The 18665-nt window shown below is 71.1% G+C and carries 18 protein-coding genes; 9 read left to right on the forward strand and 9 right to left on the reverse strand.

From position 1 onward, the window contains the following. Positions 1-2: 2 nt before the first annotated feature. The 6 genes from HJG52_RS05585 to rimP form a co-directional block, all read right to left on the reverse strand. Positions 3-1325: a hypothetical protein gene (locus tag HJG52_RS05585; RefSeq protein ID WP_171242494.1), complete on the reverse strand. Its 1323-nt coding sequence runs from the start codon at positions 1323-1325 to the stop codon at positions 3-5. After that, entirely contained in the window at positions 1318-1845 is a 528-nt protein-coding gene (locus HJG52_RS05590) for an RNA polymerase sigma factor (protein WP_346767581.1), read from the reverse strand. Before HJG52_RS05590 ends, HJG52_RS05585 begins: the two co-directional genes overlap by 8 nt. Before the next feature lie 305 nt (positions 1846-2150). Next, positions 2151-5084, reverse strand: coding sequence for a translation initiation factor IF-2 (gene infB / locus HJG52_RS05595; protein ID WP_171242495.1), 2934 nt, complete (start codon positions 5082-5084; stop codon positions 2151-2153). A gap of 128 nt (positions 5085-5212) precedes the next feature. Next, the gene (locus HJG52_RS05600) at positions 5213-5572 is read right to left on the reverse strand and encodes a YlxR family protein (protein WP_430413327.1); all 360 of its coding nucleotides are present in this window, start codon (positions 5570-5572) and stop codon (positions 5213-5215) included. A gap of 17 nt (positions 5573-5589) precedes the next feature. After that, entirely contained in the window at positions 5590-6729 is a 1140-nt protein-coding gene (nusA, locus tag HJG52_RS05605; RefSeq protein WP_171242497.1) for a transcription termination factor NusA, read from the reverse strand. Between the two features lies 1 nt (position 6730). Continuing rightward, on the reverse strand, positions 6731-7312 hold the full coding sequence (rimP, locus tag HJG52_RS05610) for a ribosome maturation factor RimP (protein WP_171242498.1): 582 nt from the start codon (positions 7310-7312) through the stop codon (positions 6731-6733). Positions 7313-7403: 91 nt separating this feature from the next. On the opposite strand from rimP, the gene HJG52_RS05615 reads away from it, so the two are divergent. Further along, a complete protein-coding gene (locus HJG52_RS05615; RefSeq protein WP_240977648.1) occupies positions 7404-8459 on the forward strand; it encodes a DUF4439 domain-containing protein in 1056 nt (351 codons plus the stop codon). After that, entirely contained in the window at positions 8459-9397 is a 939-nt protein-coding gene (locus tag HJG52_RS05620) for an aminoglycoside phosphotransferase family protein (protein WP_171242500.1), read from the forward strand. The genes HJG52_RS05615 and HJG52_RS05620 overlap by 1 nt, the downstream gene beginning before the upstream one ends. Positions 9398-9532: 135 nt before the next feature. On the opposite strand, the gene HJG52_RS05625 is transcribed toward HJG52_RS05620, so the two are convergent. Both HJG52_RS05625 and HJG52_RS05630 read right to left on the reverse strand, forming a co-directional pair. Next, a complete protein-coding gene (locus HJG52_RS05625; RefSeq protein WP_171242501.1) occupies positions 9533-10222 on the reverse strand; it encodes a response regulator in 690 nt (229 codons plus the stop codon). Next, a complete protein-coding gene (locus HJG52_RS05630) occupies positions 10206-11870 on the reverse strand; it encodes a sensor histidine kinase (RefSeq protein ID WP_171242502.1) in 1665 nt (554 codons plus the stop codon). The genes HJG52_RS05625 and HJG52_RS05630 overlap by 17 nt, the downstream gene beginning before the upstream one ends. Before the next feature lie 116 nt (positions 11871-11986). Between HJG52_RS05630 and HJG52_RS05635 the strand changes: the two genes are divergently transcribed. From HJG52_RS05635 to HJG52_RS05665, 7 genes are all read left to right on the forward strand, one after another. Then, positions 11987-13363 (forward strand): cation:dicarboxylate symporter family transporter, encoded by a 1377-nt coding sequence (locus HJG52_RS05635; RefSeq protein WP_171242503.1) that lies wholly within the window; start codon positions 11987-11989, stop codon positions 13361-13363. Between the two features lie 129 nt (positions 13364-13492). Next, on the forward strand, positions 13493-14047 hold the full coding sequence (locus tag HJG52_RS05640) for a GNAT family N-acetyltransferase (protein ID WP_171242504.1): 555 nt from the start codon (positions 13493-13495) through the stop codon (positions 14045-14047). Then, a complete protein-coding gene (locus HJG52_RS05645; RefSeq protein ID WP_171242505.1) occupies positions 14044-14766 on the forward strand; it encodes a transporter substrate-binding domain-containing protein in 723 nt (240 codons plus the stop codon). The genes HJG52_RS05640 and HJG52_RS05645 overlap by 4 nt, the downstream gene beginning before the upstream one ends. Before the next feature lie 149 nt (positions 14767-14915). Continuing rightward, positions 14916-15332, forward strand: a complete 417-nt coding sequence (locus HJG52_RS05650; protein WP_171242506.1) for an EVE domain-containing protein — start codon at positions 14916-14918, stop codon at positions 15330-15332. A gap of 109 nt (positions 15333-15441) precedes the next feature. Continuing rightward, complete coding sequence (locus HJG52_RS05655; RefSeq protein ID WP_171243106.1) at positions 15442-16569, forward strand: LLM class flavin-dependent oxidoreductase; 1128 nt, start codon at positions 15442-15444, stop codon at positions 16567-16569. Then, positions 16566-17171: an FMN reductase gene (locus HJG52_RS05660; protein WP_171242507.1), complete on the forward strand. Its 606-nt coding sequence runs from the start codon at positions 16566-16568 to the stop codon at positions 17169-17171. The genes HJG52_RS05655 and HJG52_RS05660 overlap by 4 nt, the downstream gene beginning before the upstream one ends. Next, positions 17168-18154 (forward strand): DUF5996 family protein, encoded by a 987-nt coding sequence (locus HJG52_RS05665; RefSeq protein ID WP_346767582.1) that lies wholly within the window; start codon positions 17168-17170, stop codon positions 18152-18154. The genes HJG52_RS05660 and HJG52_RS05665 overlap by 4 nt, the downstream gene beginning before the upstream one ends. On the opposite strand, the gene HJG52_RS05670 is transcribed toward HJG52_RS05665, so the two are convergent. Further along, positions 18139-18636 carry an Lrp/AsnC family transcriptional regulator gene (locus tag HJG52_RS05670; protein ID WP_346767583.1) on the reverse strand — a complete coding sequence of 166 codons (498 nt, stop codon included), beginning with the start codon at positions 18634-18636 and terminating at the stop codon, positions 18139-18141. The genes HJG52_RS05665 and HJG52_RS05670 overlap by 16 nt on opposite strands. Between the last annotated feature and the right edge of the window lie 29 nt (positions 18637-18665).

Raw genomic sequence — 18665 nt, forward strand, 5'->3', positions numbered from 1 at the left:
GGCTACTTCTGGTCCACGGGCCTGCCCACCTTAGTTGGTGCCGGGTCCGTGGGCAGCAGGCGGGAGTCCAGGGGGGTCACGTCACCCTCAGGCGTCACGCCGTAGGCAGCCGGTTTGCCGACGAGACCTGGCATCGCGTAGGCGCTCTCGGGTCCGACGAAAAGCCTGGTCACCTCGCCGACTCCGGCCACCCGAACTGCCTCGGTCCAGTCGCTGGACTCGGTGCGCCACAACGTGTTCGCGGTGTCCAGAACGAAGAGCGTGCCGTCCTCGGTGAGCCCGAGCGCGCGGATGGTGGTGTCGGCCGGTATGCCGCGCAGTGTCACCTCACGCCACGTCGTTCCTCCGTCGGTGGTCACCACGAGCGGCTGGTTCTCGGTGCGGTCCAGCTGCCCGGCGGGGTTGGCCGACCACGACGCGACGACCCGGTCGCCGCGGCCGGTGAGCGCCCCGTAGATGGCCTGACCCGCTTGGGCGTTGTCGCCCCCCAGGGCACGACGCTGCCACGCGGCCCCGTCGCGCGACCACACGATCGACGTGCGCGACTTGTCGCCGAGGTCCATCGCCTCCGCGAAGACCCCGTTCGGGGTGCCGGACGCGACGGCCATGAGGCTGAGCCCGTTGGGCTTCGGCATCCGGTAGGAGCGTGCACTGTCGAGGTCGACGACGAGCGCCGACCCGGTGGCCAGCACCACAGCCTGGTGCTTGGCGGACGCCGGGATCGAGCCGTCACTGGCGGTGGCCTGCTTGGCGGTCCCGTCGGCGCGCACGATGAGGGGTGTGACGCCATCGACGGTGACGACGGCGGTGTCGTCGGCGGCGCCCTGCCCCGTCACAACCGTCGCCTCAGGCCCGACCTGCGCGCCGCTGACCGGCACCAGCCCGCCCCGGACCTTGCCGCCGGCGTCGACCACCTGCCACGCGTAGGCGCAGCTGACCTTGTCGTTGCCGGTGCACTGGCCGAAGACGGAGAACTGGCCGGCTGCGCTCACCGCGAGGTCGAGCATGGGACTGCTGTCGATGACGGCCTGCGCGTCCGCTGGCATCGCGGCTGAATCGCGGCTGGTAGCGCCCGTCGGGGGCGCCGTGCTCGTCGAAGAGGCCGCTGGGCTGAGGCTTCGCGGATCATCACCCCCCATGCCGGACAGCGACACGGCGAGCGCAGTGGCAGCGGCTGCGGCAACTGCTCCCCCGGCGGCTGCACCTACGCGCACGTGGCGACGGTGGTTGGCGCGAGCGACCAGCTCAGCGAAGTCCGGGACGGTGGTCTGCTCCTGCACGTCCCGGCGCAGGGTGGCGAGGGTGGTATCGAGTCGGTCAGGCATGGCGTGCCTCCTGCGGGCTGTCCTCGTAGGTCTCTTCCAGTAACGGGAGCAGGGCCGCACGGCCCCGCGACAGGCGGGCTTTGACCGTGCCCTCAGGAACGCCGAGCAGCTCGGCGACCTCGGCGACGGGCAGGTCCGCGAGGTGGTGCAGCGCGATGGCCTCACGCTGCGGTGCGGGCAGCGCCCGCAGGGCGGTCAGCAACGCGACCCGGTCGACGGCACTGTCGTGACGCTGCGGGTGTTCCGTGAGTTTGGGCAGCAGCCCCAGGAAGTGCCGTCCGCGCCGCCAGCGCCGCCGTGCCTGGTTGAGCGCGACGGTGAGCAGCCACGCCTCGGGCTTGTCCATCGTGGCGAACTCGCGCCGGGCCACGGCCTGCACGAACGCCTCCTGCACGACGTCCTCGGCCTCGGCCCGGCTGCGGGTGAGTCCGATGACCTGCCCCACCAGCCGCCGATAGCTGCGGTCGAACACTGCTTGCACGTATGCCGCGTGCTCGTCACGCGTGCCGGGTCCGTCCACCGGTGCCCCCCTCCTCGTTTTCCATCCTGTCGGGAAGGACGAGTCACATCACGCCCCCGCGGTTGCACCACTCGCCGAGTTGAGTGCCTGACGACGACCCAGGGGTGGGTCTCAGGCACTCAACTGCGGCAGACGCGGACGGGCCCGCATCGGAAGTTCCGATACAGGCCCGTCTAAGCCACGCGGCATACCCCACGCATTTGCGTCCGCGGTTCTGGCTGCCAGAGCGACCAGAACCGCGGACGCACGCAGGCGCGAGAGGCGAGGTATGCCGCGTGGCTGGCCACGCGGCATACCTCACCGTCTCAGTCGCGCGGCTTCTCGCGCATCTCGTAGGTCGCGATGAGGTCGCCCACCTGAAGGTCGTTGAACGACCCCAGGTTGATGCCGCACTCGAAGCCCTCACGGACCTCGGTGACGTCGTCCTTGAACCGGCGCAGGCCGGCGATGTCGACGTTCTCGGCCACGACCACGCCGTCGCGGGTGATCCGCGCCTTGGCACCACGCCGGATCTCGCCGCTGCGGACGATCGAACCCGCGATGTTGCCGAACTTGCTCGAGCGGAAGATCTCGCGGATCTCGGCGGTGCCGAGCTCCACCTCCTCGAACTCCGGCTTGAGCATGCCCTTGAGCGCGGACTCGATCTCCTCGATGGCGTTGTAGATCACCGAGTAGTAGCGGATCTCGACGCCCTCACGCTCGGCGTAGTCGGCGTTCTGGCCCTCGGCCCGCACGTTGTAGCCGATGATGATCGCGTCGGACGCCATCGCGAGGTTGATGTTGTTCATCGTGATCGCACCGACACCGCGGTCGATGATGCGCAGGTCGACCTCGTCGCCGACGTCGATCTGCAGCAGCGCGTCCTCGAGTGCCTCGACCGAACCCGACACGTCACCCTTGAGGATGAGGTTGAGGGTCTCGACCTTGCCAGCCGCCAGGGCCTCGTTGAGGTCCTCGAGCGAGATGCGCTTGCGGGCCTTGGCCAGGGACGCCTGGCGGTCGGCAGCTTCGCGCTTCTCGGCGATCTGACGGGCGGTGCGGTCATCCGGTGCCACCACGAAGGTGTCACCAGCGCGCGGCACCGAGGACAGACCGAGCACCTGCACCGGACGCGACGGCAGCGCCTCCTCGACGTTCGCGCCGTGCTCGTCGAGCATCGCGCGGACACGACCGTAGGCCGAACCCGTGACGATCGCGTCACCAACGCGCAGCGTGCCGGACTGCACCAGCACCGTCGCGGTCGCACCACGGCCACGGTCGAGGTTGGCCTCGATCGCGACGCCACGGGCGTCCTTGTCGGGGTTGGCGCGCAGGTCGAGCGCGGCGTCCGCCGTCAGCAGGACCGCCTCGAGCAGGGTGTCGATGTTCTGGCCCTGCTTGGCCGACACGTCGACGAACATGGTGTCGCCGCCGTACTCCTCGGCCACGAGGTTGTACTCCGTCAGCTGGCCACGGATCTTGGCCGGGTCAGCACCCTCGACGTCGATCTTGTTGACCGCCACCACGATCGGCACGTCAGCGGCCTGCATGTGGTTGAGCGCCTCGATGGTCTGCGGCATCACGCCGTCGTCGGCGGCGACGACGAGGATCGCGATGTCGGTCACCTTGGCACCACGGGCACGCATGGCGGTGAACGCCTCGTGACCCGGGGTGTCGATGAAGGTGATCGCGCGGTCGACGCCCTCGTGCTCCCGGTGGACCTGGTAGGCACCGATGTGCTGGGTGATGCCACCGGCCTCACCGGCCACGACGTCCTCGTTGCGGATGGCGTCGAGGAGGCGGGTCTTACCGTGGTCGACGTGGCCGACGACGGTCACGACCGGCGGCCGCGGCTGCAGGTCGTCCTCGTCCTCACCCTCGATGCCGGTGTCGAGGTCGATGTTGAAGGAGTCGAAGAGCTCCTTCTCCTCCTCCTCCGGCGACACGACCTGGATGTCGTAGCCGAGCTCGGCACCGAGCACCTTGAAGGTGTCCTCGTCGAGCGACTGGGTGGCCGTGGCCATCTCACCGAGGTGGAACAGCACGGTCACCAGCGATGCCGGGTTGGCGTTGATCTTGTCGGCGAAGTCGGTCAGCGAGGAACCACGACGCACCCGCACGACGGTCGAGCCGTCACCACGGGGAACCGTGACACCGCCGAGCGACGGAGCCTGCATCTGCTCGAACTCCTGGCGCTTGGCCCGCTTGGACTTGCGCCCGCGGACCGGACGGCCGCCACCGCGACCGAACGCACCGGCGGCCTGACCGCGGCCACCGCCGCCGCCACGGCCACCGAAGCCGCCGCGACCGCCGAAGCCGCCACCACCACCGGGACCGCCACCGGGGCCACGGTTGCCACCGGGACCACCACGGCCGCCACCCGGGCGGGCCGGGCGCTCACCGGGACGACCGACCGCGGAACGGTCGGGCATCATGCCCGGGCTGGGACGCGGACCACCGGGACGGGGCCCACCGGGACCGGCCGACCCACCGGGGCGAGGCCCCGGACGCGACTGCGGCCGCGGCATACCCTGGCTCGACGCGAAGGGGTTGTTGCCCGGGCGGGGCGAGCCCTCGCGACCCTGCGGACGCTGGGTGCCCATGCCCTGGCTGGACGCGAACGGGTTGTTGCCCGGGCGCGGACCGGCGGAGCCGCCGGGACGCGGGCCGGGCGCCGCGGGGCGCGGACCGGCCGAGCCGGGGCGCGGCGAGGAACCCGTGCCGGGTCCCTGCTTGCCACCGTCACGGGAGGACTGGACACCCTCGCGGGCGGCCGGCGCGGCCGGAGCCTCGGGGGTGGTCGGAGCGGCCGGGGCAGCCGGAGCGGGCGCCGCCGGCGTCGGTGCCGGTGCCGACTTTGCAGCCGGCGCCTGCGGCTCGGCGGGAGCCGGGCTCGCCGGTGCGGCCGGGGTCGGCGCGGCCGGGGTCGCGGACGGCTTCGGCGCTGCCGGCTCAGCGGACGGCGCGGCCGGGTTGGCCGGCGTCGACGAGGACGGCGCAGAGGCCGGGACCTCGGTCACCTCGGGCGTCGCCGCGGTGTCGGCCGGCTTGGCCGCGGTCTTCTTCGCCGCAGCCTTCTTGGCGGGAGCCTTCTTCTTCAGCTCCTCGGGGAATGTCTCGGTCGCCTTGCGGACGACCGGTGCCTCGATCGTCGAGCTGGCGGTCTTGACGTACTCGCCGATGCTCTGGAGGTGGGCGATCAGCGTCTTGCTGTCGGTGCCCAGCTCCTTGGCGAGCGCGCTTACACGGACCTTTGCCACGTTTCTCCTGTTCCTGGTCCGCGTCAGGACAGGCGCGGACCGTCGTTACTGCTGGGGGGAGCTCATTGCTGAGTACTCATCGGGTGCTCATCAGCGTCAAACCCGCCTTCGGTTCTATTACGGACGGTTCATTTTTCTGGTGGTGCGGCGAGCGGTCGGGTGGCCAGTTCCTCGACGTATGCCGTGACCGCTGCCGGATCCGGGGCGGTGCTGGTGCGCAGCGCGCGCCCGAAAGCTCGGCGTCGGAGGGCTTGGTCGAGGCAGTCGCCGGTCGGGTGCAGCCATGCGCCACGCCCCGGCAGGCGGTGCCGTGGGTCGGGGGTCAACCGGATGGCACCGGTGTCGTCCGTCTCCGCGACCACTCGCAGGAGTGCCGACCAGCTATCCGTCCTGCGGCAGCCCACACACGTGCGGGTCGGTGACCCGTGCGTGGTGCGGGGGGTGGTGCTCACTGCCGAAGGCCGGAGTCCAGTCCGGTCGGTCCCCACCAGTCTAGCCCTTCCCGTCAGTCGGGCGTGTCACCGGTGTCCGGCGCCCCACTGGAACCAGTCGCCCCAGCAGCCTCATCTGCCCCAGTGGTGGCGGCGTCCGCGGGTGCTGCCGGTGCGGTCGGTGCACCCGCTGCGGCCGGTGCACCTGGCGCCCCAGCCGCCGTGTCGGGACGGATGTCGATCCGCCAGCCGGTCAGCTTGGCGGCGAGCCGGGCGTTCTGCCCCTCCTTGCCGATGGCGAGCGACAGCTGGTAGTCGGGCACGATCACCCGGGCCGCCCGCAACTGCGGGTCGACGATCTCCACCGACTCCACCCGCGACGGCGACAGCGCGGCCGCCACGAACTCCTTGGGGTCCTCGGAGTAGTCGACGATGTCGATCTTCTCGCCGTGCAGCTCGGTCATGACCGCGCGCACCCGGGCGCCCATCGGGCCGATGCAGGCGCCCTTGGCGTTGACACCGGGCACCTTGGAGTGGACGGCGATCTTGGTGCGGTGACCGGCCTCACGGGCCAGGGCCGCGATCTCGACGGTGCCGTCGGCGATCTCGGGCACCTCGAGGGCGAAGAGCTTGCGCACGAGGTTGGGGTGGGTGCGGGACAGCCCGATCTGCGGGCCCTTGGGCCCACGGCGCACCGAGACCACGAACGTGCGCAGCCGCTCGCCGTGCACGTACTTCTCCCCCGGCACCTGCTCGGCCAGCGGCAGGATGCCCTCGACCGTGCCGAAGTCGACGGTGACGTGCCGCGGGTCCGGGCTCTGCTGGATGACGCCGGCGACCACGTCGCCCTCGCGCCCCTTGAAGTCGCCGAGGATCGCCTCGTCCTCGAGGTCGCGCAGCCGCTGCACGATCACCTGCCGCGCGGTGGCGGCGGCGATCCGGCCGAACCCGGTCGGGGTGTCGTCGAACTCCGGGCCGTACTCGCGCGGCGGCCGCTCTTCTCCTTCTGCCGGCTCCGGCTGCTCGAGCTCCTCGCGCGCCCACACGATGACGTGACCGCTCTTGCGGTCGAGCTCGACGCGCGCGTTGCGGTACGCACCCTCGGTGCGGTGGTAGGCGACGAGGAGTGCCTGCTCGATGGCGGGGATAAGGACGTCGAGCGAGATGTCCCGCTCCCGTTCCAGTGCCCGCAGTGCAGCGAGGTCGATGTCCATGTCACTCCTCCTCGGTGGCGGCCGCGCCGCCGGTGGTGTCGTCGCCCGACGTGTCGTCGGCACCGTCGTCGGCACCGGAGTCGGGACGCGAGAACTCGACCTCGACCACAGCCCGCGAGATCGCGGCATACGGCAGCTCGACCGTGCGCGCGGGGGTCTTCTTCGCGGCGGGCACCTCGAGGGTGACCCCGTCGGCGCCGGCCCGGACGATGCGTCCGGTGACCTTGTCACCCTCGGTGGGGGTGATGGTGACGAGCCGACCGACGTTGCGGCGGAAGTGGCGGGGCTCGGTGAGGGGCCGGTCCAGGCCGGGGCTGGTGACCTCGAGGGTGTACGGCTGCTCGCCCATCGTGTCGGCCTCGTCGAGCGCGTCGCTCACGACGCGGGTCGCGTCGGCGACCTCGTCGAGGCTGAGCGGCGGCGTGGAGGTGGTCGAGTCACCGTCGTCGGGGACGACCCGGTCGATCCAGATGCGGACCATGCGGCGCTTGCCCGCAGGGGTGACGGCGACGTCCTCGACCAGCAGGCCCAGGGCCGCGAGCGGTGGCTCGACGACGGGACGAATCTGGTCCTTGACGCTCATGACTCGTCCTCTCTGAAGTTCTCGACTGTCCTGCGTCGTCACTCTAGCCACGCCGCCGACCGGCCGCACGAGCGGCTGACCCGTGCGTGACATGATCGCGGGTATGCCGCCCGCTCCCGACCGCGACCGCGCGCACCTCTCGCGCCGGGTCGCGTTGGCCCTCGGCGCGAGCGCCGTTGCGGCACTGGGACTTTCGGCCTGCGGGATCAGACTTGAGGACGACGCACCGCGCGTGCCCGGCATACCGACACGTGAGCCCTTTGCCTGGGAGGGGTTCCTCGTGGCCCTGTGGCGGCGCAGCGACACCCTGGCCCAGCGGGCGCGCAGTGTCGGCGGGCCGGCGACCGGCGTCCCGGCCCGGCTGGTCGCCCTGCACGACACCCAGGCGACGGTGCTGCGGGCCGAGCTGGCGCGTCTCGGCGTGCCCGAGCGGGTGCTGGCCGAGGCGGAGCGACCCAGCCCGACCGGGACGTCCACGACCGCATCATCGACAGCCACCTCGGGGACGGCCACCGCCTCCCCGAGCGCGTCGAGTCCTCCCGTCGTGGCCACCGGCAAGGCCGGCCAGAGCGCGCTGGCGGGCGCCGAGGCCAGCGACCTCGGGCCCACGGCGGTTGCGTCGCTGGCCCAGCTGCCCGCCGACGCCGTGCCCCTCGTGGGCGCGGTCCTGGGGCAACGGGGTGCCGCCGCGGCCCTGCTCGGGCACGCGATCACCTGGCCCGACCAGGCCCTGTCAGCGCCGTCGCTTGCCGCGAGCTACCTGTCGACCACCCGCGCCGCCGTGTACGGCTTGGAGGTCGCGACGGCACAGTCTCCGACCGGGGCCCAGCGCACGTTGGCGCAGGCGACGCTGACCGCGTTGCGGACGCGCGCCTCCGACCAGGAGGTCCTGGCTGGCTCGTCGGCGGACCCGCCCGCGGTGGCCTACACGCTGCCCTTCGCCGTGACCACACCGGCGGCTGCACGCAAGCTCGCCGTGCAGGTCCTCACCGAGCTGCGGGCCGCCATCGCCCGCGACCTCGGCAGCGCCCGCGGCAACGTTCCCGCCCTCGGGCTGCTCGTGCAGTGGCTGTCGGACACCGAGGTGCTGGCCTCGCGGTGGGGTGTCCCGCTGGCGCCGTTCCCCGGCCTGACGACACCGAAGTGATGCGCACGGAGGACGCGGCGGCGCTGGTGCCGGCCGCCTTCACCGAGTTCGTCGGACGCTGGTCCGCCGAGGAGGGGAATGTCGGCGGGCCGTCGGGTGCCCAGTGGGCCGCCGACCTACCCCGGTTGCTCGCCGGGGTGCTCGACGACTGGGAGCTGACGCCGACCGGCCCCGGGCGTACCGGCTACTCAGCCCTGGTGCTGCCAGTGGAGCGGGCCGACGGACGCGCTGCCCTCAAACTGGCGTGGCCACACCTCGAGGCGCGTGACGAGCCTCTTGCCCTGCGGCACTGGGACGGGAAGGCGGCCGTGCAACTCATAGCGGCCGACCCGTCCCGCAGTGTGCTGCTCCTGGAGGCCCTCGACTCCTCCCGCGACCTCACGACGGTCGACATCGACACCGCCTGCGCCGTCATCGGGGGCCTGTTGGCGCAGCTCCATGTCGACGCGCCACCCGGGCTGCGCTCGGTTCCCGAGTACGTCGAACGCGTCCTCACCCGCATGGATGCGCTGGCTGGTGCTCTCCCCAGGCGCATGACCGATCGGGCGACGGGGTTGCTGCGCGACCTGACCGCGTCGGGCGCGAAACCCCGGCTGCTGCACACCGACCTGCACTTCGAGAACGTCCTCGCCAGCCGGTCCGGCACCGACCGGCCGCCCTGGCTGGCGATCGACCCCCACGCCATGGCGGGCCACCCCGGCTTCGAGGTCCAGCCGCTCCTGCGCAACCGGCGCGACGAGCTCGGCACGGGCTCCGCCATGCGCCGCGGGGCGCGAAGGCGGCTGGCGATCTGTTGCGAGGCGGCCGGCATCGACGAGGACGAGGCGCTCGGATGGACCTACCTGCACACCATGATGCAGGCCATCTGGGGCGCCGAAGGTGGCGACCAGGGCGAGGTCTCGTTCAACATCGCCCTGCTCAAGGCCCTCGACGACTGACCGTGCCCGAGCCCGCGTGGTTGCGTCTGCGTCAACGGTGGCCACAGCCACCACTCACGCAGACGCAAGCGGGCGGCATACCCAACGTCTGCGTCAACGGTTGCCATAGCCGCCACTGACGCAGACGCAGCGGCCTCAGGTCCAGCGGTACTCGATCTCGGGGCGGCCGGCGCCGGCATACCGCTGCGAGCGCGTCACGAGCCGCGCGTCGCTGAGGTGCTCGGCGTAGCGCCGCGCGGTGACCCGGCTGACGCCGAGGCGCTCGGCCAGCTCGGTCGCCGACAGTGCGCCGGCCCCCCGGAGCTCGCGGGTGACCCGCCCGAGCAGCTCCTCCGACATCCCCTTGGGCAGCGCGGCCCGGGTCGGGCGCACCCCTGCGACCACTTGGTCGACCTCGTCCTGGCTGGCGACCTGCTCGCCGGAGCGCACCTGCGCGCGGTAGTCGCGGTAGGCCTCGAGCCGGTCCCGCAGCGTCGCGAAGACGAAAGGCTTGAGGATGTACTGCACCACCCCGAGCGACACCGCCGAGCGCACCACCTCCAGCTCGCGCGCCGAGGTGACGGCGATGACGTCCGCGCGATGGCCCGCCGTCCGCATGGCGCGGATGACGTCGAGGCCGTGGCGGTCGGGCAGGTTCATGTCGAGCAGCACCACGTCGACCGGGGTCGTGTCGAGCACGCGCAACGCCTGCTGGGACGTCGCCGCCGTGCCGGCCACCGTGAAGCCGGCCACCCGCGTGACGTATGCCGCGTGGGCCTCGAGTGCGACCGGCTCGTCCTCGACGACGAGGACGGCGAGGGCCGGTGCGTCAGCGTGATCCGCCACGAGCACCCTCCTGCCCGGTCGGATCCGGCTGGGGCCGCAACGGCAGCCGGACGGTGAAGGTGGCGCCGGGCGGGCCGGTCACCTCGAGCTCACCACCGAGCCGGGCGACCGACTGTGACACGAGCGCGAGCCCGATGCCGCGGCGACCGGCGCTCCCCTCCTGCTTGGTGCTGAACCCTCGCCGGAACGCCTGCTCGACCGCACCCGGCGGCAGCCCGGGCCCGTTGTCGGACACCTCGAGGACCGCGGTGTCCCCGTCGAGGCGTGCGTCGACGGTGACCCGGCGCGGCGGCTCGACGGTCGCGACCGCCTCGAAGGCGTTGTCGATGAGGTTGCCGACGATCGTGACGAGGTCGCGGGCGGGCGCCGCGTCGGACGGCCACTGCGCGTCCGGGTCGATGGTGAAGTCGATACCGCTCTCACTCGCCTGCGCCGCCTTGCCGAGCAGCAGGGCGGTGAGGGCCGGCTCGGAGACAGCGCCCACCACCGCGTCAGTCAGGCCCTGCGACAGCTGGAGCTCCTCGGTGGCGAAGGCGAGTGCGCGGTCCGGGTGGCCGAGCTCGATGAGGCTGACGATCGCGTGCAGCCGGTTGGCCGACTCGTGCGCCTGCGAGCGCAGCGCCTCGGTGAGGCCGCGGGCGGAGTCGAGCTCGCCGGTGAGGTGCTCGAGGTCGGTGCGGTCACGCAACGTGACGACGTGCCCCAGCTGCCGGCCCTGCCACTCCGCAGGGGCCTTGTTGAGGACGAGCACCCGGGCGGCGGTCACGTGCAGCTCGTCCAGCCGTTCGTCGTCGTCGGTGAGGGCGCTGGTCAGGGCGTCGGCGAGACCGAGGTCGGCCACCTTCCTGCCGACGGGGTCGGGCGGCAGGTCGAGGAGCCGGGTGGCCTCGTCGTTGGCGAGCCGCACCCGGCCCTGCCGGTCCACGAGCAGCAGGCCCTCGGTAACCGCGTGCAGGACGGCGTCGTAGTACTGGACCATGTCGCCGAGCTGGCGCTCCCCCAGCCCACGCGTCTGCCGCTGCACCCGTCGGGCGACCAGCGCGGTGCCCAGGCCGGAGAGCAGCGCGGCGACCAGACCGGCGAGCAGGATCGCGGGGAGCTGTCCCTGGACCTGGGCGCTCACCGCCGACTTGCGGATGCCGACCGCCACCATGCCGACGACGTCCTGACCGCCCTGACCTGTCTGAGCGGCCTGGTCGTCGCGGACGGGCTCGACCACGCGGCGCGACGGGCCGAGCGTTCCCGTGTAGTCCTCGACCACCTCCCCACCGGCCCGGGCGGCGTCGATGTGGCCGATGAACGGCTTGCCGATCTGGGCGGTGTCCGGGTGGGTGAACCGGATGCCGTCACGGGTCATGACGACCACGAAGTCGGTGCGGGTCTCGACCCGCGTGCGCTCGGCGAACTCCTGCAGCCCCGCGGGGTCGTCGTCCCTCAGCCCGGCGACGACCGACGGGCTGGCCGCCACGGTCTCGGCCACGGCACGGGCGCGCTCGGTCGCCTCCTTGGTGCTCGCCCGCCTCGCCTGCACGTAGACGGCGGTCACCCCCACACCCACGACGAGCAGCCCCACGAGCACCTGCAGGGCGAACGTCTGGGCCGCCACGCTCCACCGGTTCGGCGCGCGCACGAGGTGACTGCGCGGCATACTCACGCACCGCCGAACTCAATGAACACAAACGTGACCCTAACCGCGGGCCACGCCACGATCGTCGCTGTTCGTCATCCCGGACGCACCCGGGACCACACAGCTGGGAGAACACCGTGAGCACACGTGCCGACAACGCCGTCGACCGACCCGCACCGAAGCGGGACAGAACGCACTACCTCTACATCGCCGTCATCATTGCGATGGGCCTCGGCATTGCCGTTGGCATCTTCTTCCCAGAGTTCGGGCTCAAGCTCAAGTGGCTGGGCACCGGCTTCGTCAACCTCATCAAGATGATGATCACGCCGATCATCTTCTGCACCATCGTCCTCGGCATCGGGTCGGTGCGGCGCGCCGCCCAGGTGGGCAAGGTCGGCGGGCTCGCGCTCGGCTACTTCCTCACCATGTCGACCGTCGCCCTGGCCATCGGCCTCGTCGTCGGCAACATCGTCAAGCCGGGCGCCGGCCTGCACCTCACCGAAGCGCTCGCCAAGACCGGCCAGGCGCAGGTGAAGGGCGAGGCCGAGACAACGGTCGACTTCATCCTCGGACTGATCCCGGACACGCTCGTGTCGTCGCTGACGTCCGGGTCGGTGCTGCAGGCGCTGCTCGTGGCGCTGCTGGTGGGCTTCGCGCTGCAGAAGATGGGGCCGGCCGGCGAGCCGATCCTGGCCGGCATCAAGCACTTCGAGCGGCTCGTCTTCCGCCTGATGGCGATGATCATGTATGCCGCGCCGATCGGTGCGTTCGGAGCGATGGCTGCCGTCGTGGGCGCCACCGGTCTCGACGCCCTCAAGAGCCTGTTCCAGGTGATGCTCGCCTTCTACGTGACGTGTGCCCTGTTCGTCTTCGTCGTGCTGGGCCTCGTGCTCTACGCGTTCACCCGCGTCAACGTGTTCAAGCTGCTGAAGTACCTCGGCCGCGAGTTCCTGCTCATCCTGTCGACGTCGTCGTCGGAGTCGGCGCTGCCGCGGCTCATCGCCAAGATGGAGCACGCCGGTGTCTCGCGGCCGGTCGTCGGCATCACCGTGCCGACGGGGTACTCGTTCAACCTCGACGGCACCGCGATCTACCTGACGATGGCGTCGCTGTTCATCGCCGACGCGCTCGACAAGCCCTTCACGCTGGGGCAGCAGATCTCGTTGCTGCTGTTCATGATCATCGCGTCCAAGGGTGCTGCTGGCGTGACCGGCGCGGGGCTGGCGACGCTTGCCGGTGGGCTGCAGTCGCACCGCCCCGACCTGGTCGACGGCGTGGGCTTCATCGTCGGCATCGACCGGATGATGAGCGAGGCGCGGGCGCTCACCAACTTCGCCGGCAACTCGGTCGCGACCGTGCTCATCGGCACCTGGGTCGGGGAGGTGGACCGGCCGCGGCTCGATGCGGTGCTGGCCGGTGACCTGCCGTTCGACGAGCGCACGATGCTCGACCAGGACGAGGCCGACCGCGCCGACCTCGTGGGCGACGAAGCGTCGGTCACCCAAGGCCACTAGCCCCCACCGCCCCAGCTTTTACGCGTCATGCGGGAACTTGAGGTTCACACGCCCTAGTAGGCCGAGTGAAGCTCAAGGTTCCCGAGCGAGGCGCGTCGAGCTGGGGCGGACGCGGCATACCCTGGCGCCGTGACCGAGCTGAGCACCGACCGACTCCTGCTGCGGCAGTGGACCGACGCCGACCTGGAGCCGTTCGCCGCCCTCAACGACGACCCCGAGGTGATGGCGCACTTCCCGGCCCACCTGACCCGCGAGCAGAGCGATGCCAACGCCGGTCGTATCCGCGCCTTCATCGACGAGCGGGGCTGGGGGCTGTGGGCCGTCGAGGTGGTGCAGACGGGTGAGTTCGTGGGGTTCACGGGGCTGTCGATCCCGCGGTTCGAGGCGCACTTCACCCCGTGCGTCGAGATCGGCTGGCGGCTCGCGCGGTCCGCGTGGGGGCGCGGGTATGCGACCGAGGCAGCAGTCGCCAGCGCTGAGCACGGCTTCGGTGAGCTCGGGCTCGACGAGATCGTGGCGATGGTCGAGGTGCGAAACACCCGCTCGCAGAACGTGATGCACAAGCTGGGCATGACCCGCGACGAGGACGGCGACTTCGACCACCCGATGGTGCCGGAGGGAAGTCCGGTGCGGCGCCACCAGCTTTATCGACTGCGGCGCGACGACTGGAAGGGAGCGGCATGAGCGGGACGGTGGCACCAGAGACCGTGGTTTCGGCGCTGGCCCCCACAGGCACGCTGCGCGCATCGATCAACCTCGGCAATCCCGTTCTCGCCCAGGGGACTCCGGACGAGCCGCGCGGCGTGACGGTGGACCTTGCGCGCGAGCTGGCACGACGGCTCGGTGTGCCACTGGAGCTGCTCTGCTTCGACGCGGCGCGCAAATCCTTCGAGGCGATGGCCACGGGTGCGGCCGACCTCTGCTTCCTGGCGATCGACCCGGCGCGCGAGACGGAGGTCGCCTTCTCCGCGCCCTACGTCGCGATCGAGGGCGTCTACGTCGTCGCCGAGGATTCACCGGTGCGCAGTGCCGACGACGTCGACCGCGTGGGAACGCGCGTCGGCGTGAAGGAGGGATCGGCATACGACCTGCACCTGAGCCGCACGCTGCGTGACGCGACACTCGTCCGCGGGGCCGAAGGCGTCGAGGTCTTCGTGGACCAGTCGCTCGAGGTCGGCGCCGGGATTCGCCAACCGGTCGAGGCCTTCGTCGCGGCCAGTGCGGGTCACCGGGTCGTCGAGCCGGGCTTCATGCAGATCCGGCAGGCGGTGGGTGTTCCACGCGACCGTCCCGCTGAGGCGGCGCAGCTCGTGAGCGACGTGGTCGACGAGCTCAAGGCCTCCGGCTTCGTGGCCGAGTCGTTGGAGCGCTCAGGCCAGTCCGCGTCCCTCGTCGCCCCCTGATCCCTGAGTCCCTACTTTTCCGCGTGACGCGCGAACGTTGAACTTCACACGCACTAGTAGCCCGAGTGAAGCCAGCTTTCCCGCATGACGCGGAAAAGCTGAGGCGGCGGCGGGGGCGCGGTGTCGGCGACGCGGCATACCGTCGGCGCATGACCTATTGGGTGAACACGGTGAGCCGCAGCCACGTCGAGCGCGGCATGGCGGGTGGGTTCACCCAGGCCAACCACGGCAAGCCCCACATGCTGCGCCGGATGGAGCGGGGTGACTGGATCGCGTTCTACTCCCCCCGCACCGACTACCCCGACGGCGCGACGCTGCAGGAGTTCACTGCCCTCGGGCAGGTGAGCGACGACGAGGCCTACCAGGTCGAGATGACACCCGACTTCCACCCCTGGCGGCGCAACGTCGATTTCGTGGAGGTGTCGCCCGCACCGATCCGGCCGCTGCTCGAGGAGCTCGACTTCATCGAGGACGTGCGGCACTGGGGGCAGAAGTTCCGGTTCGGGGTGTTCGAGATCGACCAGCACGACTACGAGGTCATCCGGGCAGCCCTTACCGATCAGTGACCCGCTGGGGTCGCGCCCCGGGCGCTGGTCCGGCAAGAATCGTGCACGCAGGGGACGCAGCACCACGGACGAGCCCCGGAGGGCGAGGAGGTCGGCACCGGTGAGCCAGATGCAGTTCGGGATCTTCACGGTCGGCGACCTGACCCGCGACCCCACCACGGGCAAGACGCTCAGCGAGCACGAGCGCATCAAGGCCACCGTCGAGATCGCCAAGAAGGCCGACGAGGTCGGGCTCGACGTCTTCGCGACCGGTGAGCACCACAACCCACCGTTCGTGCCGTCCTCCCCCACGACGCTGCTCGCCTACATCGCCGCGCAGACCGAGCGCCTCCTGCTGTCGACGTCGACGACGCTCATCACGACCAACGACCCGGTCAAGATCGCCGAGGACTTCAGCGTCCTGCAGCACCTCACCGACGGACGCATGGACATCATGCTCGGCCGCGGCAACACCGGGCCGGTCTACCCGTGGTTCGGCAAGGACCTGCGCGCGGCCATCCCCCTCACGGTGGAGAACTACGCGCTCCTGCGCGCCGTCTGGGACGAGGAGATCGTCAACTGGGAGGGCAAGTACCGCACCCCGCTCCAGGGGTTCACGCTGGCACCCCGGCCGCTCGACGGCATACCCCCGTTCGTCTGGCATGCGTCGATCCGCTCGCCCGAGATCACCGAGCTCGCGGCCTACTACGGCGACGGGTTCTTCGCCAACCACATCTTCTGGCCGGCGTCCCACACCCAGCAGATGGTGGCCCGCTACCGCGAGCGGTTCGCGCACTACCGGCACGGCACGCCCGAGCAGGCGATCGTGGGTCTCGGCGGGCACGTGTTCATGCGGCCCAACAGCCAGGACGCGGTCAACGAGTTCCGGCCGTACTTCGACGAGGCACCGGTCTACGGGCACGGGCCCTCGCTCGAGGAGTTCACCGCCGACACCCCGCTCACCGTCGGGTCGCCGCAGCAGGTCATCGAGCGGACCCTGTCGTTCCGCGACTACGTCGGTGACTACCAGCGTCAACTGTTCCTCGTCGACCACGCCGGGCTGCCGCTCAAGACCGTCCTCGAACAGCTCGACCTGCTCGGCGAGGAGGTGGTTCCGGTGCTGCGCAAGGAGTTTGCGATCGGCCGGCCCGCTGACGTGCCCGACGCACCCACCCACGCGAGCCTGGTCGCCAAGGCCCGGGAAGAACAGCGCACCGACGACACACCCGAGAGCACCGACCAGGAGGAGTCCGCATGACGACGATCGCCGTGGTGACCGGAGGGCTGCGCGAGCCGTCCTCGACCCGACTGCTCGCCGACCGGCTCGCGGGCGCCGTCCGCGACCACCTGCCCGGTCAGGACGTCCAGATGCCCGTCATCGAGCTGCGTCACGTCGGCCGGGCGGTCGTCGACGCGATGCTCACGGGGTTCCCGAGCGCCGAGCTGGAGCAGGTCTTCGACACCGTCGCGAGCGCCGACGGCCTCATCGCAGTGACACCGGCGTTCAACGCGTCGTTCTCCGGTCTGTTCAAGTCGTTCTTCGACGTGCTGCCCGAGCCGAGCCTGCAGGACATGCCGGTCCTCATCGCGGCAACCGGTGGGACAGAACGGCATTCGCTCGTTCTCGAGCACGCGTTGCGCCCGATGTTCTCCTACCTGCACGCGGTCGTCTCACCCATCGCCGTGTATGCCGCGACCGACGACTTCGCGGGCGCGGGCGCCGGGTCGCTGGACCAGCGGATCGACCGCGCGGCCGCCGCGTTCGTGCGGCTGCTGTCCGCGTGCGGACCTCGCGAGCGGCCGCAGGAGTATGCCGCGGAGCTGGGTGAGATGGAGCGCCTCCTGGGCGGCCTGAAGTGAGCTCGTCGGAGGCGGGAGGCGGATCGCAGGCGCCCATCCTCGGTTTCCTCCAGGGGCAGAACTGGCCGCAGCTCACGGTCGACAGCTGGACCGACACCCGGGAGACGCTGCACATGTGGCTGCAGATCGTCGGCAAGATCCAGATGGTGTCGACGCCGCTGCTCAACCACTGGTGGAACGTCGCCTACGAGGTGAGCGCGCGAGGCCTGCGCACCCGGCTGATGCACGAGGGCCAGCACGGCTTCGACGCCGAGTTCGACTTCCTCGACCACCAGCTCGTGCTGCGCGGCACCGACGGGGCGACGCGCACTGTGGCCCTGGAGCCGCGCACGGTCGCCGACTTCTACGCCGCGACGATGGACGCCATGCAGTCGCTGCACCTCGAGTGCGTCATCGTGCCCAGCCCCAACGAGGTGGCTCCGGCGGTCCCGTTCGCGCAGGACACCGAGCACAAGAGCTACGACGCGCAGGCGGTCACGAGGTACTGGCAGCAGCTGCGCGCGATCAACCGGGTCTTCTGGCTGTGGCGGGCCGGGTTCGCCGGGAAGGACAGCCCGGTGCAGCTGTTCTGGGGGTCGATGGACCTGTCGGTCGTGCGCTACTCGGGTCGGATGGCGCCACCGCACGAGGGCGCCGGCCCCCCGTCCTGCCCACCGTGGGTGATGGCGGAGGCCGAGTCGCGCGAGAACGCCAGCGCCGGCTTCTGGTCCGGCGGCTCGGCGGAGGGCTCGTTCTACGCCTACGCCTACCCGGCCCCGGACGGCTACGCCGACGGCACCGTGTCGGCGGGCCACTACGACACCGAGCTGGGCGAGTGGATCCTCCCCTACGCCGACGTGCGGACGAGCGAGCACCCGGAGAAGACGCTCCTCACGTTCCTCGACGAGACCTATGGCCTCGCCGCAGACCTGGGCAAGTGGGACCGCAAGGTCCTCGACGTGAACCCCAATCGGCTCGACGCGGAGATCTACCGGTCCCGCTGACCGTCGCGGGCTCCCACGTCGGTGCTGCGCCACAGGCCCGGATGCTTGGGCGTCGGCTCCTCGAAGACCAGCAGGGTGCGGGTGCTCGTCACGCCCTTGAAGCTCTGGATGCGGTCGAGCACGACGTGTCGCAGGTCGGCGTTGTCGCGCGCCCGCACCAGTAGCACCACGTCGAACTCGCCGCCCACCAACGCGATGTGTGCGACACCGGGCAGCTCCTCGAGCTGCCGACGCACGTCGCGCCAGTCGGCCTGGTCGACGTTGAGGGTGACGTAGGCGGAGGTCCCCATCCCGGCCGCCACGGGGTCGATGTCGGCCCGGAAGCCGCGGATCACGCCGCTGGTACGCAGCCGCTCGACGCGGGCGTAGGCGTTGGCGCGGGAGATGTGCAGCTGCTCGGCGAGCGAGCGCATCGACAGCCGGCCGTCGTCGGACAGGGCGGCGAGGATGCGTTCGTCGGTGTCGTCGAGGGGCTCGGCCACGTGTCTCACCCTTCCCTGTTCGTCAGGCT

This window comes from Knoellia koreensis, from assembly GCF_013041615.1.
GTDB classification, from domain to species: Bacteria; Actinomycetota; Actinomycetes; order Actinomycetales; family Dermatophilaceae; genus Pedococcus; species Pedococcus koreensis.